At 69.1% G+C, this 24,070-nt stretch carries 23 protein-coding genes; 20 read left to right on the forward strand and 3 right to left on the reverse strand.

Going from position 1 to position 24,070, the window contains the following annotated elements; genetic code table 11:
* Positions 1-42 precede the first annotated feature (42 nt).
* Positions 43-972 carry a 1-phosphofructokinase family hexose kinase gene (locus tag QR64_RS21570; RefSeq protein WP_006551464.1) on the forward strand — a complete coding sequence of 310 codons (930 nt, stop codon included), beginning with the start codon at positions 43-45 and terminating at the stop codon, positions 970-972.
* Positions 973-1,003: 31 nt separating this feature from the next.
* Here the strand turns inward: QR64_RS21570 and QR64_RS21575 are convergent, their stop codons facing one another.
* A complete protein-coding gene (locus tag QR64_RS21575; protein ID WP_039587142.1) occupies positions 1,004-1,561 on the reverse strand; it encodes a VOC family protein in 558 nt (185 codons plus the stop codon).
* A gap of 162 nt (positions 1,562-1,723) precedes the next feature.
* Between QR64_RS21575 and rpe the strand changes: the two genes are divergently transcribed.
* From rpe to QR64_RS21660, 17 genes are all read left to right on the forward strand, one after another.
* Entirely contained in the window at positions 1,724-2,407 is a 684-nt protein-coding gene (gene rpe, locus QR64_RS21580; protein WP_006551466.1) for a ribulose-phosphate 3-epimerase, read from the forward strand.
* Positions 2,404-3,504 carry a bifunctional diaminohydroxyphosphoribosylaminopyrimidine deaminase/5-amino-6-(5-phosphoribosylamino)uracil reductase RibD gene (gene ribD, locus QR64_RS21585; RefSeq protein ID WP_230809443.1) on the forward strand — a complete coding sequence of 367 codons (1,101 nt, stop codon included), beginning with the start codon at positions 2,404-2,406 and terminating at the stop codon, positions 3,502-3,504. Before rpe ends, ribD begins: the two co-directional genes overlap by 4 nt.
* A complete protein-coding gene (locus tag QR64_RS21590; RefSeq protein WP_024100797.1) occupies positions 3,489-4,094 on the forward strand; it encodes a riboflavin synthase in 606 nt (201 codons plus the stop codon). The genes ribD and QR64_RS21590 overlap by 16 nt, the downstream gene beginning before the upstream one ends.
* Positions 4,095-4,168: 74 nt before the next feature.
* On the forward strand, positions 4,169-5,419 hold the full coding sequence (locus QR64_RS21595; RefSeq protein ID WP_006551469.1) for a bifunctional 3,4-dihydroxy-2-butanone-4-phosphate synthase/GTP cyclohydrolase II: 1,251 nt from the start codon (positions 4,169-4,171) through the stop codon (positions 5,417-5,419).
* The gene (ribH, locus tag QR64_RS21600) at positions 5,419-5,901 is read left to right on the forward strand and encodes a 6,7-dimethyl-8-ribityllumazine synthase (protein WP_006551470.1); all 483 of its coding nucleotides are present in this window, start codon (positions 5,419-5,421) and stop codon (positions 5,899-5,901) included. Before QR64_RS21595 ends, ribH begins: the two co-directional genes overlap by 1 nt.
* On the forward strand, positions 5,898-6,425 hold the full coding sequence (locus QR64_RS21605; protein ID WP_033096616.1) for a PH domain-containing protein: 528 nt from the start codon (positions 5,898-5,900) through the stop codon (positions 6,423-6,425). Before ribH ends, QR64_RS21605 begins: the two co-directional genes overlap by 4 nt.
* Before the next feature lie 9 nt (positions 6,426-6,434).
* Positions 6,435-8,639, forward strand: coding sequence for an excinuclease ABC subunit UvrC (uvrC, locus tag QR64_RS21610; protein WP_039587144.1), 2,205 nt, complete (start codon positions 6,435-6,437; stop codon positions 8,637-8,639).
* A 23-nt stretch (positions 8,640-8,662) separates the two neighbouring features.
* The gene (rapZ, locus tag QR64_RS21615) at positions 8,663-9,577 is read left to right on the forward strand and encodes an RNase adapter RapZ (protein ID WP_006551473.1); all 915 of its coding nucleotides are present in this window, start codon (positions 8,663-8,665) and stop codon (positions 9,575-9,577) included.
* Positions 9,574-10,641, forward strand: a complete 1,068-nt coding sequence (locus QR64_RS21620; RefSeq protein WP_033096618.1) for a uridine diphosphate-N-acetylglucosamine-binding protein YvcK — start codon at positions 9,574-9,576, stop codon at positions 10,639-10,641. The genes rapZ and QR64_RS21620 overlap by 4 nt, the downstream gene beginning before the upstream one ends.
* Positions 10,632-11,615 (forward strand): DNA-binding protein WhiA, encoded by a 984-nt coding sequence (gene whiA, locus QR64_RS21625; protein WP_006551475.1) that lies wholly within the window; start codon positions 10,632-10,634, stop codon positions 11,613-11,615. Before QR64_RS21620 ends, whiA begins: the two co-directional genes overlap by 10 nt.
* 123 nt (positions 11,616-11,738) lie before the next feature.
* The gene (gap, locus tag QR64_RS21630; RefSeq protein WP_006551476.1) at positions 11,739-12,755 is read left to right on the forward strand and encodes a type I glyceraldehyde-3-phosphate dehydrogenase; all 1,017 of its coding nucleotides are present in this window, start codon (positions 11,739-11,741) and stop codon (positions 12,753-12,755) included.
* A 26-nt stretch (positions 12,756-12,781) separates the two neighbouring features.
* Positions 12,782-13,993 carry a phosphoglycerate kinase gene (locus tag QR64_RS21635; protein WP_006551477.1) on the forward strand — a complete coding sequence of 404 codons (1,212 nt, stop codon included), beginning with the start codon at positions 12,782-12,784 and terminating at the stop codon, positions 13,991-13,993.
* Positions 13,994-13,998: 5 nt separating this feature from the next.
* Complete coding sequence (tpiA, locus tag QR64_RS21640; RefSeq protein WP_033096619.1) at positions 13,999-14,784, forward strand: triose-phosphate isomerase; 786 nt, start codon at positions 13,999-14,001, stop codon at positions 14,782-14,784.
* Between the two features lie 153 nt (positions 14,785-14,937).
* Complete coding sequence (gene secG, locus QR64_RS21645) at positions 14,938-15,171, forward strand: preprotein translocase subunit SecG (RefSeq protein ID WP_006551479.1); 234 nt, start codon at positions 14,938-14,940, stop codon at positions 15,169-15,171.
* A 64-nt stretch (positions 15,172-15,235) separates the two neighbouring features.
* Entirely contained in the window at positions 15,236-17,998 is a 2,763-nt protein-coding gene (ppc, locus tag QR64_RS21650; protein WP_039587146.1) for a phosphoenolpyruvate carboxylase, read from the forward strand.
* 88 nt (positions 17,999-18,086) lie between these two features.
* Positions 18,087-18,425: a YciI family protein gene (locus QR64_RS21655; protein ID WP_019289286.1), complete on the forward strand. Its 339-nt coding sequence runs from the start codon at positions 18,087-18,089 to the stop codon at positions 18,423-18,425.
* A 3-nt stretch (positions 18,426-18,428) separates the two neighbouring features.
* On the forward strand, positions 18,429-19,679 hold the full coding sequence (locus tag QR64_RS21660; RefSeq protein WP_039587148.1) for an RNA polymerase sigma factor: 1,251 nt from the start codon (positions 18,429-18,431) through the stop codon (positions 19,677-19,679).
* A gap of 250 nt (positions 19,680-19,929) precedes the next feature.
* Here the strand turns inward: QR64_RS21660 and QR64_RS28930 are convergent, their stop codons facing one another.
* Positions 19,930-20,085 carry a phospholipase effector Tle1 domain-containing protein gene (locus QR64_RS28930; RefSeq protein ID WP_094980519.1) on the reverse strand — a complete coding sequence of 52 codons (156 nt, stop codon included), beginning with the start codon at positions 20,083-20,085 and terminating at the stop codon, positions 19,930-19,932.
* 46 nt (positions 20,086-20,131) lie between these two features.
* Complete coding sequence (locus tag QR64_RS21665; protein WP_019289288.1) at positions 20,132-20,620, reverse strand: SRPBCC domain-containing protein; 489 nt, start codon at positions 20,618-20,620, stop codon at positions 20,132-20,134.
* Between the two features lie 887 nt (positions 20,621-21,507).
* On the opposite strand from QR64_RS21665, the gene QR64_RS21670 reads away from it, so the two are divergent.
* Both QR64_RS21670 and QR64_RS21675 read left to right on the forward strand, forming a co-directional pair.
* Entirely contained in the window at positions 21,508-22,188 is a 681-nt protein-coding gene (locus QR64_RS21670) for a twin-arginine translocation signal domain-containing protein (RefSeq protein ID WP_230826300.1), read from the forward strand.
* On the forward strand, positions 22,189-23,958 hold the full coding sequence (locus QR64_RS21675; RefSeq protein ID WP_006551486.1) for a GMC family oxidoreductase N-terminal domain-containing protein: 1,770 nt from the start codon (positions 22,189-22,191) through the stop codon (positions 23,956-23,958).
* The last annotated feature ends 112 nt before the right edge of the window (positions 23,959-24,070 follow it).

Here is a 24,070-nt window from a genome sequence, read left to right on the forward strand (position 1 = left end):
AGTTCCGCGCGCGGCCGGCCGGGGCCGAATAGGGTTCCGGTCATGCCCGAGATCGTCACCCTGACCATGAACCCGGCACTCGACGTCACGACCTTCACCGACGCGGTGGTGCCCACCCGCAAGCTCCGCTGCGACGAACCGTTCTACGACGCCGGCGGGGGAGGAGTGAACGTCGCGAAGGTCGCGCGCGTGCTCGGTGCCTCGGCCGCCGCCGTCTATCCGGCCGGTGGTGCGCGAGGTGAACAGATGAGCGGTCTGCTCGACGACGACGACGTCGAGGAACACATCGTCCCGATCACCGGGTCCACCCGAGAGTGCTTCACGGCGATCGACCGTCGCAGCGGTCAGGAATACCGTTTCGTCACACCCGGTCCCGAGCTGACGGACGAGGAGCAGGAACGCTGCCTCGCGACACTCGAGAAGGTCGCCGAAGGCGCGAAGTACGTGGTGGCGAGCGGCAGCTTCCCGCCCGGTGTACCCGGCACCTTCGTCCGACGCATCGCGGCGGCGGCGCACGAGGCCGGCGCGCGGTTCGTCCTCGACTCGTCGGGCGATGCGCTGACCAGCATCGATTCGGGTGTCTACCTCGTCAAACCGAGCCTGGACGAGTTGTGCGAGTGGACCGGGCGGGAGCTGGCCACCGACGACGAGCAGATCGCGGCCGCGCGCGAACTCGTCACCTCCGGTGTCACGGAGATCGTGGTCGTCTCGCTCGGCGCAGACGGGGCGATCATGGTGACCGCCGACGAGGCCGTGCGGGTGCCGGCCCTGGCTGCCAAGGTGCGCAGCGCCGTCGGCGCCGGCGACAGCATGGTCGCCGGACTCGTCGTCGGACTGCTGCAGGAACGATCGTTGCGGGACGCGCTTGCTCTCGGGATCGCCTGCGGCACCGCGGCACTGCTCACCGCCGGAAGCCACGTCTGCCACCGCGAGGACATCGATCGTTTCGACGCCCTCGCCCGCCTGGTCTGACGACCCGCGGCGCCGGTCCGGCGACCGCCGGTCACACCGCGCAAGACCGTGGATCCCGCAGGGTACGAACGGCTTCGGTGAGTGTCGAGTGGATGTACCCGAGTTCCGGACTCGCGATGTGCGACCAGTCCGCCGACTCGTCCGCTGCCGCATCGTCCGTCCACGCGGATGTGTCGGTGCCGGGATCGTGCCGCTGGATCCACCAGAGATTGCCGGACGGATCCGAGAACCGGGCGAGGACATCGCCGAAGAAGTCCGTAGGCCGTGTGACGATCGCCGCGCCGTGCTGCGTGGCGCGTTCGAGGACGGCATCGACGTCGTGCACGTGGACCCGTACGAAGGCGGGGGTGAAGGGCCAGTCCGGTTTCCGGTCGGCGACCACGAGCACGGAGTCGCCGACCCGCACCTCCGAGTGGAGGAGGAGCCCGTCGTGGTCGAGGGTGCGCGCTTCGGGCACCTCCTCGGCCTCGAAGACGGCGACGAGGAAGTCGACGAGTTCGGTTGCTCCGTCGGAGATCAGGAAGGTGTCGACGGTGTTCGATCCGTCCGGACGGGGAGGGAGGGATTCGCGGTGATGGAGATCGGTCACGATGATCCTTGGGTTCGTAGGTGACTGCCAGCCTTCCGGGTATTGCGGCCACTTGGTGGCACCAATGCGCCCGAGATCGGAGATTCCGGCCGGGTTCGGCTGCGTGCGGCGCGTGCGACGCAGGTCCGACCCGGTGGAGGGCGCCGACTAGACTCGTCGGTTGTGGCCCACCCGATGATCGCTCCGTCCATCCTGTCCGCGGATTTCGCTCGTCTCGCCGACGAGGCGCAGGCCGTCGCCGGTGCCGACTGGCTCCACGTCGACGTCATGGACGCCCATTTCGTTCCGAACCTGACGCTCGGTCTCCCGGTCGTCGAGTCGCTGTTGAAGGCGACCGACATCCCGCTCGACTGTCACCTGATGATCGAGAACCCCGGTCGATGGGCTCCGCCCTACGCCGAAGCCGGTGCCCACAACGTCACCTTCCACGCGGAGGCGACCGACGACCCGGTCGCCGTGGCCCGCGACATCCGCGCGGCCGGCGGCAAGGCCGGGCTGTCCGTCAAGCCCGGCACCCCCATCGAGCCCTATCTCGGGATCCTGAAGGAGTTCGACACGCTGCTCGTGATGAGTGTCGAGCCGGGCTTCGGTGGTCAGTCCTTCATCCCGGACGTCCTCGACAAGGCCCGTCAGGTGCGTCGCCTGGTCGACTCGGGTGAACTGCGTCTGCTCGTCGAGATCGACGGTGGCATCAACACCGACACCATCGAGGCCGCCGCGGAAGCCGGTGTGGACTGCTTCGTCGCCGGGTCCGCCGTCTACGGCGCCGCCGATCCCGGTGAGGCGGTCCGCAAACTGCGGGCGCAGGCCGGGGCTGCGTCCCCGCACCTGACGCTCGCGCCGTGACCGCACCCGAGATCGCCGAAGCCCTCCAGTTCGCGCTCGACGCCTCGGAGGCCGTGCGGGGCACGACCAGCCCCAACCCGCCTGTCGGAGCGGTGATCCTCGACGCGGACGGCGCGGTGGCAGGTGTCGGGGCCACCGCACCACCCGGCGGTCCACACGCGGAGGTCCGGGCACTCGAGGCCGCGGGCGAACGCGCGCGCGGCGGAACCGCCGTCGTCACCCTCGAACCGTGCAACCACACCGGCCGCACCGGCCCGTGCGCGCAGGCCCTCATCGAGGCGGGGATCGCGACGGTGTACTACTCCGTCGCCGATCCGAATCCCGTCGCCGGGGGCGGCGCCGACACCCTCCGCGCCGCGGGCATCACGGTGCATCCCGGTCTCGGTGCCGAGACCGTCGCCCGCGGCCCGCTGCGGGCATGGCTGCACCGGCAACACACCGGCCGGCCGCACGTGACGTGGAAGTACGCCGCGTCGATGGACGGTCGCAGCGCGGCCGCCGACGGCACGAGCAAGTGGATCTCCGGTCCCGAGTCGCGTGCGCGCGTGCACGACCAGCGCAGCCGGCTCGACGCCATCATCGTCGGAACCGGCACCGTCCTCACCGACGACCCGTGGTTGACCGCCCGTCTGCCCGACGGCGAACTCGCGCCGCACCAGCCGCTGAGGGTCGTTATCGGTATGCGTGAGATCCCCACCTCCGCAAGAGTTCTCGATGACGCGGCGCCGACGCTGGTGTTGCGCACCCACGACATCGGGGAGGTGCTCGACGCGCTCGGCGACCGACCCGACGTGCTGCTCGAAGGCGGCCCCCGGCTCGCGGGCGCCTTCCTCGCAGCGGGCTGCGTCGACCGCATCCAGGCATACCTGGCGCCCGTCGTGCTCGGAGCCGGCGAGGCCGCCGTCGAGGACGCCGGGGTGGGCACGATCTCCGACGCGCTACGGTTCCGCCGGGAACGGGTCGAGACCGTCGGCTCGGACATTCTGTTGACACTCGTCCCGGACCGGGACAACCGACACTCGTCCCGGACCGGGACAACCGAATCGGACCCGGTCGCGGATCGGGAGCTAAGGAGCGGAACATGTTCACCGGCATAGTCGAGGAACTCGGTGAGATCGTCGCGAAGGAGGACCTCGCCGACTCGGCACGCTTCACCGTGCGCGGACCGCTGGTCACCTCCGACGCCGAGCACGGCGATTCGATCGCGGTCAACGGGGTGTGCCTGACGGTCGTCGACGTCCTCGACGGCGGGTCCTTCACCGCCGATGTAATGCAGGAGACGCTGAACCGGTCGTCGCTCGGACAGCTCACGCTCGGCAGCTCCGTCAACCTCGAACGCGCCGCCGCGCTGAACAGTCGCCTCGGCGGCCACCTCGTGCAGGGCCACGTCGACGCCACCGGAGCCGTCGTCTCCCGCACACCCTCGGAGAACTGGACTGTGGTGCGCATCTCGCTCCCGGCCGAAATCTCCCGCTACGTGGTCGAAAAGGGATCGATCACCGTCGACGGTGTCTCGTTGACGGTCTCGGGTCTCGGAGGGGAACGCGGACAGGAGTGGTTCGAGATCTCGCTCATTCCGACCACGCTGTCGCTGACGACGCTCGGCACCGCCGAGCCGGGCACCCTCGTCAACCTCGAGGTCGACGTGATCGCCAAGTACGTGGAGCGCCTGCAGAACGCGCGCTGACGCGTCGTACTGTGGAGATCGACAGTGGACGCGGAGCACGAGTCGTCCGGATACGAGAGTTGGAGTCCAGGGAAGTGACGAGGTTCGACACCATCGAGCGCGCGGTCGCCGACATCGCCGCCGGTAAGGCGGTCGTCGTGGTCGACGACGAAGACCGTGAAAACGAGGGCGACCTCATCTTCGCCGCGGAGAAGGCAACGCCGGAACTCGTGGCGTTCATGGTCCGCTACACGTCCGGGTACCTGTGCGTGCCCCTGGACGGCGAGGACTGCGACCGTCTCGGTCTGCCTCCCATGTACAGCGTCAACCAGGACAAGCACGGCACCGCCTACACGGTCACCGTCGACGCGAGGGAAGGCATCGGCACAGGTATCTCCGCGTCCGACCGCGCCGCCACCATGCGGCTGCTCGCCGACCCGAACTCCACCGCCCAGGACTTCACGCGTCCCGGTCACGTGGTGCCGCTGCGCGCCAAGGAGGGCGGCGTCCTGCGCCGGCCCGGGCACACCGAGGCCGCCGTCGACCTCGCGCGCATGGCCGACCTGCGACCGGCCGGCGTCATCTGCGAGATCGTCTCGCAGAAGGACGAAGGCGAGATGGCGCGCACCGACGAACTGCGGGTCTTCGCCGACGAACACGAACTCGCCCTGATCTCGATCGCGGATCTCATCGCATGGCGCCGCAAGCACGAGAAGCACGTCGTGCGCGTCGCCGAGGCCCGCATCCCCACCCGGCACGGCGACTTCACGGCCGTCGGCTACCAGAGCATCTACGACGACGTCGAACACGTCGCGCTCGTCCGCGGCGACATCGCCGGCCCGGACGGCGACGGCTCCGACGTGCTCGTGCGTGTGCACTCCGAATGCCTGACCGGCGACGTCTTCGGGTCGCTGCGCTGCGACTGCGGTCCGCAGCTCGACGCCGCCCTCGAGATGGTGGCCGAGGAAGGCCGCGGCGTCGTGCTCTACATGCGTGGCCACGAGGGACGCGGCATCGGCCTGATGCACAAGCTGCAGGCTTACCAGCTGCAGGACTCCGGCTCCGATACCGTCGACGCCAACCTGCAACTCGGCCTGCCCGCCGACGCCCGCGACTACGGCATCGGCGCTCAGATCCTCGTCGACCTCGGTATCTCGTCGATGCGGCTGCTGACCAACAACCCGGCCAAGCGCGTCGGTCTCGACGGCTACGGCCTGCAGATCACCGAACGTGTCCCGATGCCGTTGCGCGCGAACCGCGAGAACATCTCGTACCTGCGCACGAAGCGCGATCGCATGGGCCACGACCTGATCGGTCTCGACGAGTTCGACGAGGGAGACGCCTGATGAGCGGCGAAGGCCTGCCCGACCTGCAGCTCGCCGACGCCGCAGGGCTGAGCCTTGCGATCGTCGCCGGCAGCTGGCACACCGAGATCTCCGACGCCCTCATCGCAGGCGCACAGCGTGTCGCCGAGCAGGCGGGTGTCACCGACGTCACCCTCGAGCGGGTCGCCGGAGCGATCGAGCTTCCCGTCGTCGCGCAGCAGCTCGCCCGCACCCACGACGCGGTCGTCGCGCTCGGCGTGGTGATCCGCGGCGGCACACCGCACTTCGAGTACGTGTGCGACGCCGTGACCTACGGCCTCACCCGGATCGCGCTCGACGAGGGCACCCCCGTGGGCAACGGTGTTCTCACCACCGACACCGAACAGCAGGCCCGCGACCGCGCCGGTCTGCCCGGCTCCGCGGAAGACAAGGGCGGCCAGGCCTGCGCGGCCGCGCTCGACACCGCCGTGACCCTGCGGCGGCTGCGGAAGGCGGCGCGTTGACCCGCGACGAGACCGGCTGGGATCTCGAGGTACGCCCGGAGAAGATGCGGCGCTGGGTCGTCGTGGCGGCGGTCGTCGTCATGGCCATCCACATCTTCGCGGCGCTCGTGCTCCGCGGGGGCGGCGACACCGGCGTGCACCTGCGGGTCGTCGACCAGATCGCGATCCTCGCCATCGGTGTCGTGCTCACCGGAGGCGTCCTGCTGTTCACCCGCCCACGGCTGCGGGCGGGTGCCGACGGCGTCTCCGTCCGCAACGTGGTCGCCGAACGACACATCCCGTGGACCGACGTGCGCGGGCTGTTCTTCGACCAGGGCGCCCCCTGGGCCCGCCTCGAACTGCCGTTCGACGAGTACGTGCCCGTCGTCGCCATCCAGGCGCGCGACGGGGAACGCGCCGTGGACGCGCTCGAGCGTTTCCGCGAACTGGAGTCCCGCTACACCGGCGGAGCCGTCAGCGACAACGACGACGGCGGAGCCGTCAGGCGCAACGACGACGGCGGAGCCGTCAGGGGCGACGACTAGCCTGGACCTGTGCCCGACCCCTCGACATATCGCCCAGCCCCCGGTTCCATTCCCACGGAGCCGGGGGTCTACAAGTTCCGCGACCCGCACGGCCGGGTCGTCTACGTCGGCAAGGCGAAGAATCTCCGGTCCCGCCTGAACTCGTACTTCGCCGACATCGCCTCGCTGCATCCGCGCACCCGTCAGATGGTGACCACCGCGGGCCGGGTCGAGTGGACGGTGGTGCGCACCGAGGTCGAGGCACTCCAACTCGAGTACAACTGGATCAAGGAGTTCGATCCGCGGTTCAACGTCCGCTACCGCGACGACAAGACGTACCCGATGCTCGCGGTCACGTTGAACGAGGAATACCCCCGTCTGTTCGTCTACCGGGGGCCGCGCCGCAAGGGCGTGCGCTATTTCGGTCCCTACTCGCATGCCTGGGCGATCCGCGAGACCCTCGACCTGTTGCTACGGGTGTTCCCGTCGCGCACGTGCTCGGCCGGGGTCTTCAAGCGGCACGCGCAGATCGGCCGCCCGTGCCTGCTCGGCTACATCGACAAATGCTCCGCGCCGTGTGTCGGACGCGTCTCCGCCGACGAACACCGCCGCATCGTCGAGGACTTCTGCGACTTCCTCGCCGGTCGCACCGACAAACTCGTCCGCGATGTCGAGAAGCGGATGCAGGCCGCCGCGGAGGAACTCGACTTCGAGACCGCAGCCCGCCTGCGCGACGATCTCGGGGCACTGCGCAAGGCACTCGAGAAGCAGGCCGTCGTGCTCGGCGACGGTACCGACGCCGACCTCGTGGCGTTCGCCGGCGACGACCTCGAGGTGGCCGTCCAGGTCTTTCACGTGCGCGGCGGTCGCGTGCGGGGTCAACGCGGCTGGGTCGTCGAGAAGTCCGGCGACGTGCTCGACCGTCCCGAGGACCGCGACGTCGAAGGCGTCGAGGGGACCGACGACGCCGAAGAACTCTCGCTGCTCGTCGAACAGTTCCTCACCCAGTTCTACGGCGAGGAGGCCGCGCTCGGCACCGACGACGCGGACGCCACCAGTGCCGTGCCGCGCGAGGTGCTCGTCCCCGCCCTGCCGCCCGACCCGGACGAGATGAGCCGCTGGCTCGGGCGTCTGCGCGGCGGTCCCGTGCGTCTGCGCATCCCGCAGCGCGGCGACAAGAAGGCACTGGCCGACACGGTCGAACGCAACGCCAAGGAAGCACTTGCCCAGCACAAGCTGCGGCGCGCGGGCGACTTCAATGCCCGATCGGCGGCGTTGCAGGGTATCCAGGACGCCCTCGACCTCGACTCGGCGCCGCTGCGTATCGAGTGTGTCGACATCAGCCACGTGCAGGGCACCGACGTCGTCGCATCGCTGGTCGTCTTCGAGGACGGACTGCCCCGCAAGTCCGACTACCGGCACTACGCCATCAAGCACGCCGCGGGCGACGGGCACTCCGACGACGTCGCCTCGATCGCCGAGGTCACCCGCCGGCGTTTCCTCCGCCACAACCGCGACCTCGCCCGACAGGCCGATTCGGACGGATCCGTTCCGGAGGGTGGCGACGGCGGGGACCTCGCGCCCGAAGCAGCACTGGACCCGGCGACGGGCCGTCCGCGCAGGTTCGCCTACCCGCCGAACCTGTTCGTCGTCGACGGTGGTGCGCCGCAGGTCGCGGCCGCGGCCGAGGTCCTCGACGAACTCGGTATCACGGATGTCGCGGTCGTCGGGCTCGCGAAGCGTCTCGAGGAGGTGTGGGTGCCGGGGGAGGAGGACCCGGTGATCCTTCCGCGCACCAGCGAGTCGCTGTACCTGCTGCAGCGTATCCGCGACGAGGCACACCGTTTCGCGATCACCTACCACCGCAGCAAGCGGTCCAAGCGCATGACCGCCTCCGCTCTCGACGGGGTTCGTGGTCTCGGCGACACCCGACGCAAGGCGCTCGTCACCCACTTCGGGTCGGTCGCGCGGCTACGCGAGGCGAGCGTCGAGGAGATCACCGCGGTGCCCGGGATCGGGCAGGCCACGGCGAAAGCCGTCCTCGAGGCGCTGCGGGGCGACGTACCGGCTCCGGCCGAGTCGCCGCAGGACACCGACGCCCCGACCGTCGCGGATGCGAGCGATCCGGCTGCGGCACCTGCGGGTGACCCGACGGCCGCGGATGCGGGCGACACGCCCGTAGGCGATGATGGCTCCGTCGGCGTGTCGGGAGTACGAGCGGAGTCGGAACAGTGACCGAAGTGGGTCGGATCCCGGGGATGGCGGACGGTTCGGAACAGGGTGTCGACGGTGAACGGCCGGCGCAGGCCGAGGTCATCGTCGTCACCGGACTGTCCGGAGCCGGACTGAGTACTGCGGCGACCGCCCTCGAGGATCTCGGGTGGTACGTCGCGGAGAACCTCCCGCCCCAGTTGGTGCTGTCGATGATCGATCTCGCGGTGCAGGCCGAACCTCCGCTGCAACGTCTCGCCGTGGTGATGGACGTGCGCAGCCGGTTGTTCACCGGCGACCTCGAACGCGTCGTCACCGATCTGGCGGCCCGCCCGGTCAACACCCGGGTGCTGTTCCTCGAAGCGGCCGACTCGGTACTCGTCCGGCGGTTCGAGCAGGTACGCCGCAGTCATCCGCTGCAGTCCGACACGGCCGATCGCACGCTCACCGACGGCATCGCCGTCGAACGCGAGCAGCTCGCTCCCGTGAAGGCCGCGGCCGACCTCGTCATCGACACGTCCGCGCTGTCCGGGCCCGATCTGCGTCGCAAGATCGAGGCGGCCTTCGGCGACGCCACATCCGACACCATCCGGGTGACCGTGGAGTCGTTCGGCTTCAAGTACGGCCTGCCCATGGACTCCGACGTCGTGTGCGACGTGCGGTTCCTGCCGAACCCCCACTGGATCGCCGAATTGCGGCCGCACACCGGGCAGGACGCGGCGGTGCGCGACTATGTACTCTCCCGCGACGGTGCCGAGGACTATCTCGCCACCTATCACCGGCTGCTCGATCTGACGACCGCCGGTTACCGTCGGGAGGGGAAGCGCTACATGACGATTGCAGTGGGCTGCACCGGAGGGAAACACCGGAGCGTGGCGATGGCCGAGGCCCTCGCTGCACGCCTCGAGCAGGCACCGGATCTGACGGTGAACGTGGTGCACCGGGATCTGGGGCGCGAGTGAACGCCGCCGAGACTCCCGACTCCGACAGCACGCCGTACTCCGAGAGCGCTCCGAGCTCCGGGGCGGTGCCCGGCCCCGCGATCACTGCTCTCGGTGGCGGACACGGCCTGTACGCGACGCTCAGTGCCGTCCGGCGCCTCACCGACCGGGTCACCGCCGTGGTGACCGTCGCCGATGACGGAGGGTCCTCGGGACGGCTGCGCGCCGAACTCGGCGTCGTCCCACCCGGCGACCTGCGCATGGCGCTCGCAGCGCTCGCCGGCCGCGACGACGAGGTCCGGGTGTGGACCGAGACCGTCCAACACCGCTTCGGGGGCACGGGCGCCCTCGCCGGGCACTCGGTCGGCAACTTGATCCTCGCCGGGCTCGCCGAGGTCGCGGGCGACACCGTCACCGCCCTCGACATGCTCGCCCGCGTCCTCGACGTGCGCGGCCGTGTGCTGCCCATGTCGCCGATCCCGCTCGACATCGAGGCCGACGTGTCGGGACTCGAATCCGACCCGCGGGTGAGCCGCTGCATCCGGGGGCAGGTCGCGGTGGCGACCACCCCGGGCAAGGTGCGCCGGGTCCGGCTGATTCCCGCCGATCCGCCGGCCTGCCCGCCCGCGCTCGACGCGGTGTGCGAGGCCGATCTCGTGGTGCTCGGCCCGGGATCCTGGTTCTCGAGCGTCATCCCGCACGTGCTCGTCCCGGACCTGCACGAGGCGCTGGTCCACACGACGGCGCTCAAGGTCCTCGTGCTCAACCTCGCGGCGGAACCGGGGGAGACCGCAGGCTTCTCCGCGGAACGCCACCTGCACGTTCTCGCCCAGCACGCCCCCGATTTCCGTGTCGACCAGGTCGTCGTGGATGCTGCCTCGGTACCGGAAGGACGCGAGCGCGAGCACCTGAGCCGGTCCGCGGCCCGATTCGGAGCGGACGTCTCGTTCGTCGATGTCGCCGAGACCGGTACGCATCGACACGACCCCGCCAAGTTGGCGGGGGCACTGGAAACATGTCTGTCCTCGCGCGGTGGAGTCCGTGCCACACGCGGGGGTGGGAGGGAGAGCGTCTCGTGGCAATGACAGCGGAGGTCAAGGACGAGCTGAGCAGGTTGTCGGTCACCAGGATCAGCAACCGCAAGGCCGAGGTGTCCGCCCTCCTGCGCTTCGCCGGGGGATTGCACATCGTCGCCGGGCGAGTGGTCGTCGAGGCCGAGGTCGACCTCGGATCGATCGCACGTCGCCTCCGCCGCGAGATCTTCGAGCTCTACAGCTATCCCGCGGAGATTCAGGTGCTCGGCGCGGGTGGTCTGCGCAAGAGCTCCCGGTACATCGTCCGTGTCGGGAAGGACGGTGAGGCGCTGGCCCGCCGCACCGGTCTGCTCGACGGTCGCGGACGACCGGTGCGCGGACTGCCGGCACAGGTGGTCGGCGGCAGCGTCTCCGACTCCGCCGCGGCGTGGCGCGGGGCGTTTCTCGCCCACGGCTCGCTCACCGAACCGGGCCGTTCCTCGGCGCTCGAGGTGAGCTGCCCCGGCCCGGAGGCCGCCCTCGCGCTCGTCGGCGCCGCCCGCCGGCTCGGCGTCACTGCCAAGGCGCGTGAGGTGCGCGGCGCCGACCGGGTGGTGATCCGCGACGGCGAGGCCATCGGCGCGCTGCTCACCCACATGGGCGCGCAGGACACCCGGCTGGTCTGGGAGGAGCGCCGCATGCGCCGGGAGGTGCGGGCGACCGCGAACCGCCTCGCCAACTTCGACGACGCCAATCTGCGCCGGTCCGCACGCGCCGCCGTGGCGGCCGCCGCGCGGGTCGAGCGGGCATTGGCGATCCTCGGCGCCGACGTGCCCGACCACCTCGCTGCCGCCGGCGCGCTGCGCGTGCAGCACCGTCAGGCGTCCCTCGAGGAGCTCGGCCAGCTCGCCGATCCGCCGATGACCAAGGACGCCGTCGCGGGACGGATCCGCCGCCTGCTGTCGATGGCGGATCGTCGCGCGAAGGAACTCGGGATCCCCGATACGGAGTCGGCCGTCACCGCTGAGTTGCTGGACGAGGCATAGCGGGGCAGGCTTGCAAGGGAGTTCGCGCCACGGCCGGGCGGCTCCCCACAGTACGACCGAACCCCACTAGGGTGAAGGTCACACAAGTACGACCATCGGAATACTGGGCAAAGGAGCTTCATTGTGACTGTCCGCGTAGGCGTGAACGGATTCGGACGCATCGGGCGCAACTTCTTCCGGGCGGTCGAGGCACAGAAGGCACTCGGCACCACCGACATCGAGATCGTTGCCGTCAACGACCTCACCGACAACGACACCCTCGCGACGCTCCTGAAGTACGACTCGATCCTGGGGCGCCTCGACAAGGACGTGCATGTCGAGGGCGACGACATCGTCGTCGGCGATCGGAAGATCAAGGCCCTCTCGATCAAGGAGGGCCCCTCCGCTCTTCCGTGGGGCGACCTCGGTGTCGACGTCGTCGTCGAGTCCACCGGCATCTTCACCAACGCCGCCAAGGCGAAGGGGCACATCGACGCCGGCGCCAAGAAGGTCATCATCTCGGCGCCTGCCACCGACGAGGACATCACCATCGTCATGGGCGTCAACCACGACAAGTACGACGGCACGCAGAACATCATCTCCAACGCCTCGTGCACCACGAACTGCCTCGGCCCCCTCGCCAAGGTGCTGAACGACGAGTTCGGCATCGAGAAGGGCCTGATGACCACGATCCACGCGTACACCCAGGACCAGAACCTGCAGGATGGACCGCACAAGGATCTGCGTCGCGCCCGCGCTGCCGCCCTGAACATCGTCCCCACCGGCACAGGCGCCGCCAAGGCCATCGGCCTCGTGCTCCCCGAGCTGCTCGGCAAGCTCGACGGCTACGCGCTGCGCGTCCCGGTCCCGACCGGCTCGGTCACCGACCTCACCGCGACCCTCACCAAGAAGGCCACCGCCGATGAGGTCAACGCCGCACTGAAGGCTGCCGCGGAGGGTCCGCTGAAGGGCATCCTGAAGTACAACACCGATCCGATCGTGTCCTCGGACATCGTCACCGACCCGCACTCGTCGATCTTCGACGCGCCTCTGACCAAGGTCATCGACGAGCAGGTCAAGGTCGTCTCGTGGTACGACAACGAGTGGGGCTACTCGAATCGTCTTGCCGACCTCGTCGGTCTCGTCGGCAAGTCTCTTTGAAACTCGTAGAACAGGACATTTGAACAGTGGCAGTTCAGACCCTCGAGGATCTGCTCGACGCAGGTGTGGAGGGTCGGGGCGTACTCGTGCGCTCCGACCTCAACGTCCCGCTCGACGGCGACACGATCACCGACGCCGGCCGCATCCTCGCGTCCGCGCCCACCATCCGCACGCTCGCGGAGGCCGGGGCCAAGGTCGTCGTGACCGCGCACCTCGGCCGCCCCAAGGGCGAGCCGGATCCGAAGTACTCGCTCGCGCCCGTCGCAGCGAAACTCGGTGAGGTGCTCGACCGCAACGTCCAGCTCGCCTCCGACGTCGTCGGCCAGGATGCGCTGGCGCGTTCCGAAGGGCTGACCGACGGCGACATCCTCCTGCTCGAGAATGTCCGCTTCGACGCTCGCGAGACCAGCAAGGACGATGCCGAGCGGCTCGCCTTCGCCCGTGAGCTCGTCGAGCTCGTCGGCGACGACGGCGCATTCGTCTCCGACGGCTTCGGTGTCGTGCACCGCAAGCAGGCGTCGGTCTACGACGTCGCGACGCTGCTCCCGCACTACGCGGGTGGTCTCGTCGCGGCCGAGGTCGACGTGCTCGCCAAGCTCACCACCGACACCGAGCGTCCGTACGCCGTGGTGCTCGGCGGCTCGAAGGTCTCCGACAAGCTCGGGGTCATCGAGGCGCTCGCACCCAAGGTCGACACGCTCGTAATCGGTGGCGGCATGTGCTTCACCTTCCTTGCGGCACAGGGCTACTCGGTCGGCACGTCGCTGCTCGAGGAGTCGATGATCGACACCTGCAAGCAACTGCTCGAACGCTTCGGCGACGTCATCCACATCCCTCAGGACGTGGTGGTGGCCGACAAGTTCGCGGCCGACGCACAGTCGCAGACCGTCGCGGCCGACTCCATCCCCGACGGATGGATGGGCCTCGACATCGGACCGGAGTCCGTGCGGCGTTTCGCCTCGCTCCTCGGCTCGGCGAAGACGGTGTTCTGGAACGGCCCGATGGGCGTGTTCGAGTTCGAGAACTTCGCGGCGGGCACGAAGGGTGTAGCGGAAGCGATCATCGAGGCAACCGGCAAGGGCGCGTTCAGCGTCGTCGGTGGCGGCGACTCCGCTGCGGCCGTGCGGTCGCTCGGACTCGGTGAGGACCGCTTCTCCCACATCTCCACCGGTGGTGGCGCCTCCCTCGAGTACCTCGAGGGCAAGGAACTGCCCGGCATCGCAGTTCTGGAGGGCTGACGGTCATGGCACGGACACCGCTCATCGCGGGCAACTGGAAGATGAACCTCAACCACCTCGAGGCCATCGCCCTGGTGCAGAAGATCGCGTTCACCCTTCCCGAGAAGTACCTCGAGAAGGTCGACGTGACGGTCATCCCGCCGTTCACCGGCATCCGCTCGGTGCAGACCCTCGTCGAGGGCGACAAGCTCGGCATCACCTACGGAGCCCAGGACATCTCGGTCCACGACTCCGGCGCCTACACCGGCGAGATCTCCGGCGCGATGCTCGCGAAGCTCGGCTGCACCTACGTGATCGTCGGGCACTCCGAGCGTCGCACCCTGCACGGTGAGACCGACGAGATCGTCCGCGACAAGACCAAGGCCGCGCTGCGGCACGGTCTCACTCCGATCGTGTGCATCGGTGAAGGACTCGACGTCCGCGAAGCCGGCAACCACGTCGAGTACAACGTCGAGCAGTTGAAGAACTCGCTCGCCGGCCTGTCCGCCGACGAGATCGCAAAGATCGTCGTCGCGTACGAGCCGGTCTGGGCCATCGGCACGGGCAAGGTTGCTTCGGCGGCCGACGCGCAGGAGGTGTGCGCCGCGGTGCGCAGTACCCTCGCCGAACTGGCCTCGCCCGAGGTCGCGGCATCGGTCCGAGTCCTGTACGGCGGGTCGGTCAACGCCAAGAACGTCGGTGAGCTCATCGCTCAGACCGACGTCGACGGCGGCCTCGTGGGAGGCGCCTCCCTCAAGGCCGACGAATTCGCTCAGCTGTCGGCGATCGCCGCAGGCGGTCCGCTCCTCTAGAGCGACCGGCATCGGGCGGGGTGCAGGATCTCGACGAGATGCTGCACCCCNTCGCCCACCCGGCGTCCCCGGCACACCCGCAGCGTCCCCACAGGACGAGCGGGTAAGCTGACGCCGACGTCGCCCACCATCCGAAGGACATCGAACACCGACATGGAACTGTTCCTGGACATCCTCCTGATCGTCACGAGCCTGTTGCTCATCCTGCTGGTGCTGCTGCACCGCGGTAAGGGCGGTGGTCTGTCCAGCCTGTTCGGTGGCGGAGTCCAGTCCAATCTCTCGGGCTCGACGGTGGCGGAGAAGAACCTCGACCGTCTCACCGTCTTCACCGGCATCATCTGGGTGATCTCGATCCTCGGCATCGGACTGCAGATCAAGTTCAGCTGATCCCCGCACGTGCACGGACGCTGCCGCGGTCGCGCCCCGGCCGCCGGGCACAGATACTGGCCGTATGACGGACACCGTGCCTGCCTCTGCTACCGAACCCCTCCGCGAGGACATCCGCCTGCTCGGCGGCATCCTCGGCAACGTCATCCGTGAGCAGGCAGGACCCGAGACCTTCGACCTGGTCGAATCGGCCCGGGTGGAGAGTTTCCGGATCCGGCGCTCCGAGATCGACCGCACCGAACTCGCCGAACGCTTCGCCGGCGTCGCCACCGACGACCTGATTCCTGTCGCCCGGGCGTTCAGCCATTTCGGTCTGCTCGCCAATCTCGCCGAGGATCTGCACCGCGAACGACGTCGAGCCCTGCACGTGCGCGCAGGCGACCCACCGCAGGACAGCAGCCTCGCCGCCACCTACGCCAAGCTCGACGCCGCCGGTCCGGGCCTCGATGCCGACACCGTGACCGACGCGCTCGCGTCGGCTCTCGTCGCCCCCGTCATCACCGCTCATCCCACCGAGACCCGCCGACGCACCGTCTTCGACGTCCAGACCGCCGTCACCGAACTCATGCGGCGCCGGGAGAGGACCGACGAACCCGCCGCGCTCGAGGAAATCGACCGCGCCCTGTACCGGCACATCCTGACCCTCTGGGACACCGCGCTCATCCGGCTCGCGCGCCTGAGGATCATCGACGAGGTCGACAACGGTCTGCGCTACTACGACCTCGCACTGTTCGACGTCGTTCCCGCCCTCAACGCCGAAGTGCGACGCGAACTCCGGCGACGCTGGCCCGACGCGGCGGTGCTCACCGAACCGCTGGTCCGGCCGGGAACCTGGATCGGCGGCGACCGCGACGGCAACCCCAACGTCGACGGCGAGGTCGTCACCACGGCCGCGAATCGCGCCTGTGAGACCGCGCTGCGACATCACCTCACCGAACTCGCCGCGCTCGAACGCGAACTGTCGATGTCCGAACGCACCGCGACCATCAGCAGCGCCCTGAAGAAGCTCGCCGACGACTCGGGCGACGACAATCCCGCCCACAGCGACGAGCCGTACCGACGGGCGGTACACGGTATCCGCGCTCGCCTCACCGCTACCGCGGACAGGCTGCTGCCCGGCGTGGATCTGCCCCACACGGTGCGTATCCCGTGCGAGCCCTATGCCACCCCGGCCCGCCTGCACACCGACCTGACCATCGTCGACGCCTCGCTGCGCGCCGGCGGAGCGACCGTGATCGCCGACGATCGACTCGCGCACCTGCGCAGCGCCGTCGAGGTCTTCGGCTTCCACCTCGCGCCACTCGACCTGCGTCAGAATTCCGAGGTCCACGAGAACGTCGTCGCCGAACTGCTCTCCTGGGCGGGAGTGACCGACCGCTACCGCGACCTGCCGGAGGACGACAAGGTCGCGCTGCTCACCGCGGAGTTGCGGATCCGCCGCCCGCTCACCACCCCCGACGCCCACCTGTCGGACGAGACAGCCAAGGAACTGGGCATCCTGCGTGCTGCCGCCGACGTGGTCCGTCGCATCGGACCGGCCGCCATCGAGCACTACATCATCAGCATGTGCACCTCGGTGTCCGACCTGCTCGAGGTCGAGGTCCTGCTCAAGGAGGTCGGGCTGCTCGACCTCGACCGCGGCTATCCGCGCAGCACGGTGCAGGTCATCCCGCTGTTCGAGACGATCGACGACCTGCGCGGCGGTGCCGCCACGCTGACCGCCGCCCTCGCCGTGCCCGAGTTCCGCAGCCTCGTCGACGGACACGACGGACTGCAGGAGATCATGCTCGGCTACTCCGATTCCAACAAGGATGGCGGTTATCTCACCGCCAACTGGGCGCTCTACCGCGCGGAACTCGATCTCGTCGAGGCGGCGCGCACCGCCGGGATCCGGCTGCGCCTGTTCCACGGTCGCGGCGGCACCGTCGGTCGCGGTGGCGGACCGAGTTACGACGCCATCCTGGCCCAGCCTCCCGGCGCGGTCCAGGGCTCGTTGCGTCTGACCGAGCAGGGCGAGGTCATCGCCGCGAAGTACCGCGAACCGGTGCTCGCCCGCCGCAACCTCGAGGCGCTCGTCTCGGCGACCCTCGAGTCGAGCCTGCTCGATGTGGAAGGCCTCGGGAAGGACGCGCCGGAGGCCTACCGCATCCTCGACGAACTTGCCGACCTCGCTCGCGCCGCGTACAGCCGGCTCGTGCACGAGACACCGGGATTCGTCGAGTACTTCACCACCGCGACGCCGGTCTCGGAGATCGGTGCCCTCAACATCGGCAGCCGTCCCGCCTCCCGCAAGCAGACGAAGGCGATCAGCGACCTGCGGGCCATCCCGTGGGTGCTCTCGTGGACCCAGAGCCGCGTGATGCTCCCCGGCTGGTACGGCACGGGAACGGCTGTGCAGGACTGGGTGGCCGGTGATCCGGACCGGTTGGCGACCCTGCAGGATCTCTACCGTCGCTGGCCGTTCTTCCGTTCGGTGCTGTCGAACATGGCGCAGGTGCTCGCCAAGTCCGATCTCGGCCTGGCCGCCCGGTACTCCGAACTCGTCGAGGACACCGAACTGCGCGAGCGGGTGTTCGGCAGCATCGTCGACGAGCACGCCCGTACAGTCGACGCCTACCGGCAGATCACGGGCTACGACTCGCTCGTCGCGGATAATCCGGCGCTCGAGCGGTCGCTGCACAACCGGTTCCCGTATCTCGAACCGCTCAACCACCTGCAGGTCGAGTTGCTGCGCCGGTTCCGTGCCGGTGAGGACACCGACCGTGTCCGGCGCGGTATCCAGATCACGATGAACGGTCTCGCCACGGCGTTGCGCAACAGCGGTTAGAAAAAATTTCTCGTCGGGCGTCGATCCGGCAGGTGTCCGTTCGTCGTGATGGTGTAGGACGAACACCACACAGACGGGAGCGACCGCCATGAAGTACATGCTGTTGATCTACGCATCCACGACCGACGAGGCCACCTGCACCGTCGAGGACTGGCAGGACTACGAGAAGGCGATGCGCGACGCGGGTGTCCTCGTGTCCGGGCACGCCCTGCAGGATCTCGTCACCGCGACGACCGTGCAGGTCGACGCGGACGGACGACGCACGGTGACCGACGGACCGTTCGGCGAGAGCCGCGAGGTGCTCGGCGGATACGACGTCATCGACGTCGGCAGCCTCGACGAGGCACTCGACTGGGCGGCACGCTGTCCCGGATCGCGGGACGGCGGCACGGTCGTCGTGCGGCCGATCGCCGACTTCGGGGACTGAGCGATGGGGGAGCCGGCCTCGGCCGTCGAGTCGGTGTTCCGCGAGGAACACGGCCGGCTCCTCGCCGCGCTCGTCCATCGCTTCGGCGACCTCGACCTCGCCGAGGAGGTCGCATCGGAGGCACTCGAGGCGGCGCTCGTGCACTGGCCGGTCGACGGTGTGCCCGAGCGTCCGGGCGCTTGGCTGCTCACCACGGCCAGGCGCCGAGCGCTGGATCGGGTGCGCCGCGACCGCGTGTATGCGACGCGACTGGCGGAACTCGCCGTCGACACCGAACGTCGCGCGTCGTACGAACCGCCCGATGCCGGAGAACTGACGGACGACCGCCTCGAACTGTTCTTCACGTGCGCCCACCCCGCCCTCGCGGCGGACGACCGCGTCGCGCTGATCCTGCGCTGCCTCGGTGGTCTCACGACGAACGAGGTCGCGCGGGCCTTCCTCGTCCCGTCGCCGACGATGGCCCAGCGGATCGTGCGGGCCAAGAAGAAGATCCGCGGTGCCCGCATCCCGTTCCGGGTACCCGGACCGGACGAGCTGCCGGAGCGCCTGCCGGTGGTGCTCGCGGCGCTGTACTCGATCTTCACCGAGGGCTATGCCGCGAGCAGCGGTGAACATCTGCAACGCCTCGCCCTCGCAGAGGAGGCGGTCCGCCTCACCCGCATCCTGCACCGTCTGATGCCGACGGAACGGGAGGTGAGCGGGTTGCTCGCGCTGATGCTGCTCGTCCATGCCCGCCGGGACGCACGCACCGACCCGACCGGCGCCGTCATGCTGCTCGACGTGCAGGACCGCGCCCGATGGGACCGCGCGATGATCGAGGAGGGCAGCGCACTGGTGGTCGCCGCACTCACCGGACGACCACCCGGCCCGTACGGGGTGCAGGCCGCGATAGCCGCGTTGCACGACGAGGCGAGCGACGTCGACAGCACCGACTGGCCGCAGATCGTCGCCCTCTACGACGTACTGACCGCCCTGAGCCCGTCACCGATCGTCGCACTGAACCGCGCCGTGGCGGTCGCGATGCGCGACGGGCCCGCGGCCGGACTCGAACTCCTCGACGGACTCGCCGACGAGCCGAGTATCCGCGACTACGGACCGTACGTGGTGGCACGAGCCGAGTTGCTGGCTCGGGTCGGCCGGAAAGGTGAAGCGGCCGAAGCGTATCGGCGGGCGCTCGAGCTCGCCGGTACCGAACCCGAGCGGCGCCACCTCAGGGCGAGGTCGGCGGAGCTGTCGCGTTCACGGGAGTTGTGACCGACCCCGGTGCGCCGAGACCTCCGATGGGGGCGGAGCGGCGCGGTCCGGCGGTTCGTATGGCCGGATACCCCGAGGTCGTAGCGCTTCGGCGTGTACCACTCCGGATCGACCCAGTGCGGATTCCGTAGCCGGGTCGCCAGACCGTCCTCCCGGAGCTCGACGCTCTCGTGGATCTTCAGTCCTTCGGGCGATCGTGCCCCGCCGAGGATCTCACGAGTTCCTCGCCCGATGAGCCACCAGATGCGGCTCATCCGGGTCGGCGTCGCCGTCGCGCTCGTCTGTTCCGGCAGTCCTCGAATCCACCGCCGACGTCGGAGTGGACGCCCGTGAACCAGACCTCCTCGATCCGGTCGTTGGCGACCTCGTCCACCTTGTACGGCCTGCGGTACTCGTCGATGGAGATTTCCGGTGGTGCTCGTCGGGCGGATCACTGCAGCGAAAGGCGCCGGTCAGCGGTATTCGTCGACCAGGTCGAGGTAGTCGTCCCACAACGGCGGGCGGGTGCCGGCCAGTGCTGCGTCGAGGCGGTCGAGGTAGTACTGCCACCCCGGCCCGATCTCTCCGGCCTCCGAGCGCGGGACGTGCCGGTGTGTGAACTCGAGGGTGGTGACCTTCCCGACCTGACGCAGCACCACCTCGAGCTGCCACCCGTCCACGTCGACGGCGAATCCCTCGGGGGGAGAACACCGGAGGATGTCGACGTAGGTGGTGGCCGAATCGTGGTCGTCCGTCATGGTCAGGAGCACACGGCCCGTAGCGGGGTCGCCGATGTACGTGCCGTACCAACGGCCCAGCTTCTCCGAATCGGTGAGTGCCGCCCAGACCTCACCGATCGGGAGCAGGAAGTTGCGGTGGTAGATCAACCGCACCAGCGACGAGTCGCTCGGGCAATCGCGCTCCGGGCTCACTTCGCCTGTGATCGTCCTCGGCGTGCTCATCACGGCTCCTCTCGATGGGCGCTCGCCTTATCGAAATTGTCCTGCATCCGGCTGCCGGTGCGGTCCGTTTCACCGCGATGGGTCCTCCCGCTGTGTAGTGCGCTGCTCGAATCCGTTCACAGGATCGTCCCGATCGGCACGGCGGGGTGAACCGTCGGTACAGGGACGAGATCCTCGAACTCGGATGGCGGCAGTCGTGGAGGTCGTTGTCCGGCCCTTCGGCCCTCACGGATACCGGTTCACCGACGACGGGAGCCTCCGCGATCCTCACCAGCCAGTGGCGAAAGCCGCCACCGGCACCGCCACGCTGGTCACGAGCATGCACCCCAACGTGACAGTGTGCAGACGGCGGCGGGAACGAGCCTCGGTGCCGCCGAGATGTGTCTCCGCTGTGGCGCGGAGGGGACGACCTATCGTGGCGGATCAGCGCCTCCCAGGGCCACTGCCGCTCCGGGTCGGTCGGTACGCGACGTTCGAGCGGTGCGCACGCGAGCGTCCGGCCGTCCGCGTCGGTGATGTGCAATCGCGAAGGCGTCGCATTGCGCAGTCCGGAAGGTTCCGTGTCCGAGGCCGGCGCAAGAACGCCGGCGCGCCGCTCGTCGCCGGGACGATCAGCAGGAGCATCGTCCCGGCCTCGGAGTGTCTCCAGGACGGACGCGAACCGGTTGCTCTCCCTCTTCTTCTGCAACATGATTCCCACCCCGTCGCACCGATCGGCCGTGTTCGAATCCTGCACGCCCCGTGCGCGGACGGCACGGGTAGCGAGCTACCCGATTTCCGTGGATCGCTCCACCGGTCCGTGCGACCCGCCGGACGATCCGGACGACATTCCGCAATCGTTCCACGACATCTCGTACGCTGCACCACGGCAACGACGAGGGGGCGACGTGGACGACACGCAGCACGGGTACTGGAACAGGCGGCGTTTTCTCGCCGGGACGGCCGCGACGATGGCGGCGTTGATCGGCACCGCAGGGGTGCTCGCGAGCGAAGCCGACGCGAGTCCGCTGAACGAGACGCCGCCCGTACGCGACACGATCAACGGGGTGCTCGCGTTCGTCGCACCCGGCAACGACCCGTACTCGCACCAACAGGGCGTGTGGACCGACCGGCCCGGCGGCGTCACCGCCGGCACCGCGGAATCCCTCGAGCGAACCCTGGACCAGGCCTCGCCGATGCCGCTGCTCGGACCCGAGGCGGGCAACCTGCCCGGCGCCGCGGCGATCGCGGTGCTGCTCAACACTTTCGGTGTCACCGCCGACCCGCGTTCGGTGAGTGGTCCGTTCGCAGCGCCGTTCGCGAACCTGAGTCATGCCGCGAAGGCGCAGGTCTTCGAATGGCTCGACACCGACCCGCGTTTCGAAGGTCTGGTGCTGAAATTCGTGGTCAACGCGATTCCCACGCTGGCGGCCTTCGCGGCGTTCTCGGAGGTCTCCGCGTACAACCGTACTCGGCGCGAGCTCACGGGGCGGCCGGTCGGCTGGGAGTTGAGCCGCTATGCAGGGCCGAGTGACGGGTGGGACGAGTTCCTGGGCTACTACGGCGAAATCGACGAGGTGGAGGGATAGATGACCGACGTCATCGTCATCGGCGCCGGGGGTGGCGGACCCGTCGTGGCCAAGGAACTCGCGGCGCGCGGGCTCGACGTGCTGGTTCTCGAAGCAGGTCCCCGCTTCGCCGACCCGGAGAACGAGTGGACCCATTTCGAGGACGACCTCAACAATCCGATCACCGGGCTGTTCCGCCACGGACCGGGAGACCGCTCGGGCACGCCGTGGCTCCGAGATCTGCCTCAGAATTCGTTCGTGTGGCAGGTATCCGGCGTCGGTGGCACCACGCTCCACTTCTTCGGCAACTCGCCGCGGGCGGCACCCGGCGTATTCTCCGGATACGACGGCGCCGACCGCGACATGTACGACACGGCGCACCTGTTCCCCTTCGGATACGACGAACTGCGTCCCTACTACGAGTGGGTGGAGGCCACGCTGCCGGTGCAGACTGCCCCGATGGGCGCCAAGGAGCAGTTGTTCCTGCGGGGAGCAGCGGCCATGGGTCTGCCACACCAGACCTCGCTCGATACCACCGTGGCCGCCCACCGCGCACAGCAGAACGCGATCCTCCAACCCGGTGGTACCGCCGGCCGCACCCGCGACCGTGCGCGTCTGCACCATCCCGAAGCGCGGGGCTGCACGATGTGCGGGCACTGCTATCAGGGCTGCTATCTGCCGCTGGGGGCGCCGCGGAATCTCAAGGCCAGACGCTCCACCGACAATTCGTACGTGCCGATGATGCTCACCGCGGACGCGTGGTCCCCCCAGGGGCGTGCCGTCACCCTGATCGCCGATGCAGTGGTCTTCGAGATCCTCGTCGAGGAGGTGAACGGGGAGACCGTGGCGCGCGGAGTGCGGTTCACGACGGGAGAGGACGAGCACGAAGCGACCGCCCCGGTGGTGGTGCTGGCGGCCGGGTGCATCGAGAGCCCACGATTGTGGCTGAACTCGGTGCTGCCGAATCCGAACGGCTGGGTCGGCCGCGGCCTCACCGACCACCACATGGACGCGGTCTTCGGCGTCTTCGACGAGTACACCGGGCAGACGCGCGGCCCGGGTTCCAACGCGCGCGTCGATCTGCCCGGCTACGGCGGGATCGAGCAGGTCGGCCTGCCCCCGGCATTGATCGCGTACGCGCTGAACTTCAGCGACTCCGGCATCCACGGGTACGGACGTGCCGGAGGCGTCGTCGATTCCGCGGGGGCCGACAGCGTGGGGAGGCTCGTCGGACGCGACCTGCTCGATACGATGGCCGACGCCGACCGGGTCCTCGCGGCGCTCGTCATCTCGGACGACGACGTCGAACCGGACAACCGCGTGACGCTTTCGCCGATCCTGTACCCGGACGAAGCAGGTCTGGCGCCGCGGGTGACCGTGCAGCATCGTCGGCGCTCGGCGCGTACCCGCCGCAATCGTGACCACGCGACCCGCAAGGCCGTCGAGTTGATGAGAGCGGCGGGCGCGAAGAGGGTGCATCGCTGCGACTGGCCACCGCTGATCCTGCACTCGCAGTCGAGCATGCGGATGGGAGTGAGCGACCGGGATTCGGTGCTCGACGCCGACGCGGAGGCCCGGTGGGTGAAGAGACTGTTCGTCGCCGACAACTCGGCGCTCGCCAACAGTCTCGGAGGTCCGAACCCGACGTTGACGACGCAGGCGATCGCCACCCGCACGGCCGAGAAGATCTTCGCGAAGTACTTCGACGGTGACCCCTGGGTGGCACGGGAGAACCCGGTGTCGTCGATCGACGACCGCGTCACCGCCGCGGTGATCGAACGGGGTATCTGACCGCTCGATCCCGGATCGGACCGGCCGATTTCGTCCCGAGTGGAACCGTCGGGCGTCCCGGCGCGTCGAACGAGACAGAGGGCCGTGACGACAACGGTCCACGACGGGAGGA

Source organism: Rhodococcus sp. Chr-9 (assembly GCF_000801125.1).
GTDB classification, from domain to species: Bacteria; Actinomycetota; Actinomycetes; order Mycobacteriales; family Mycobacteriaceae; genus Rhodococcus; species Rhodococcus pyridinivorans.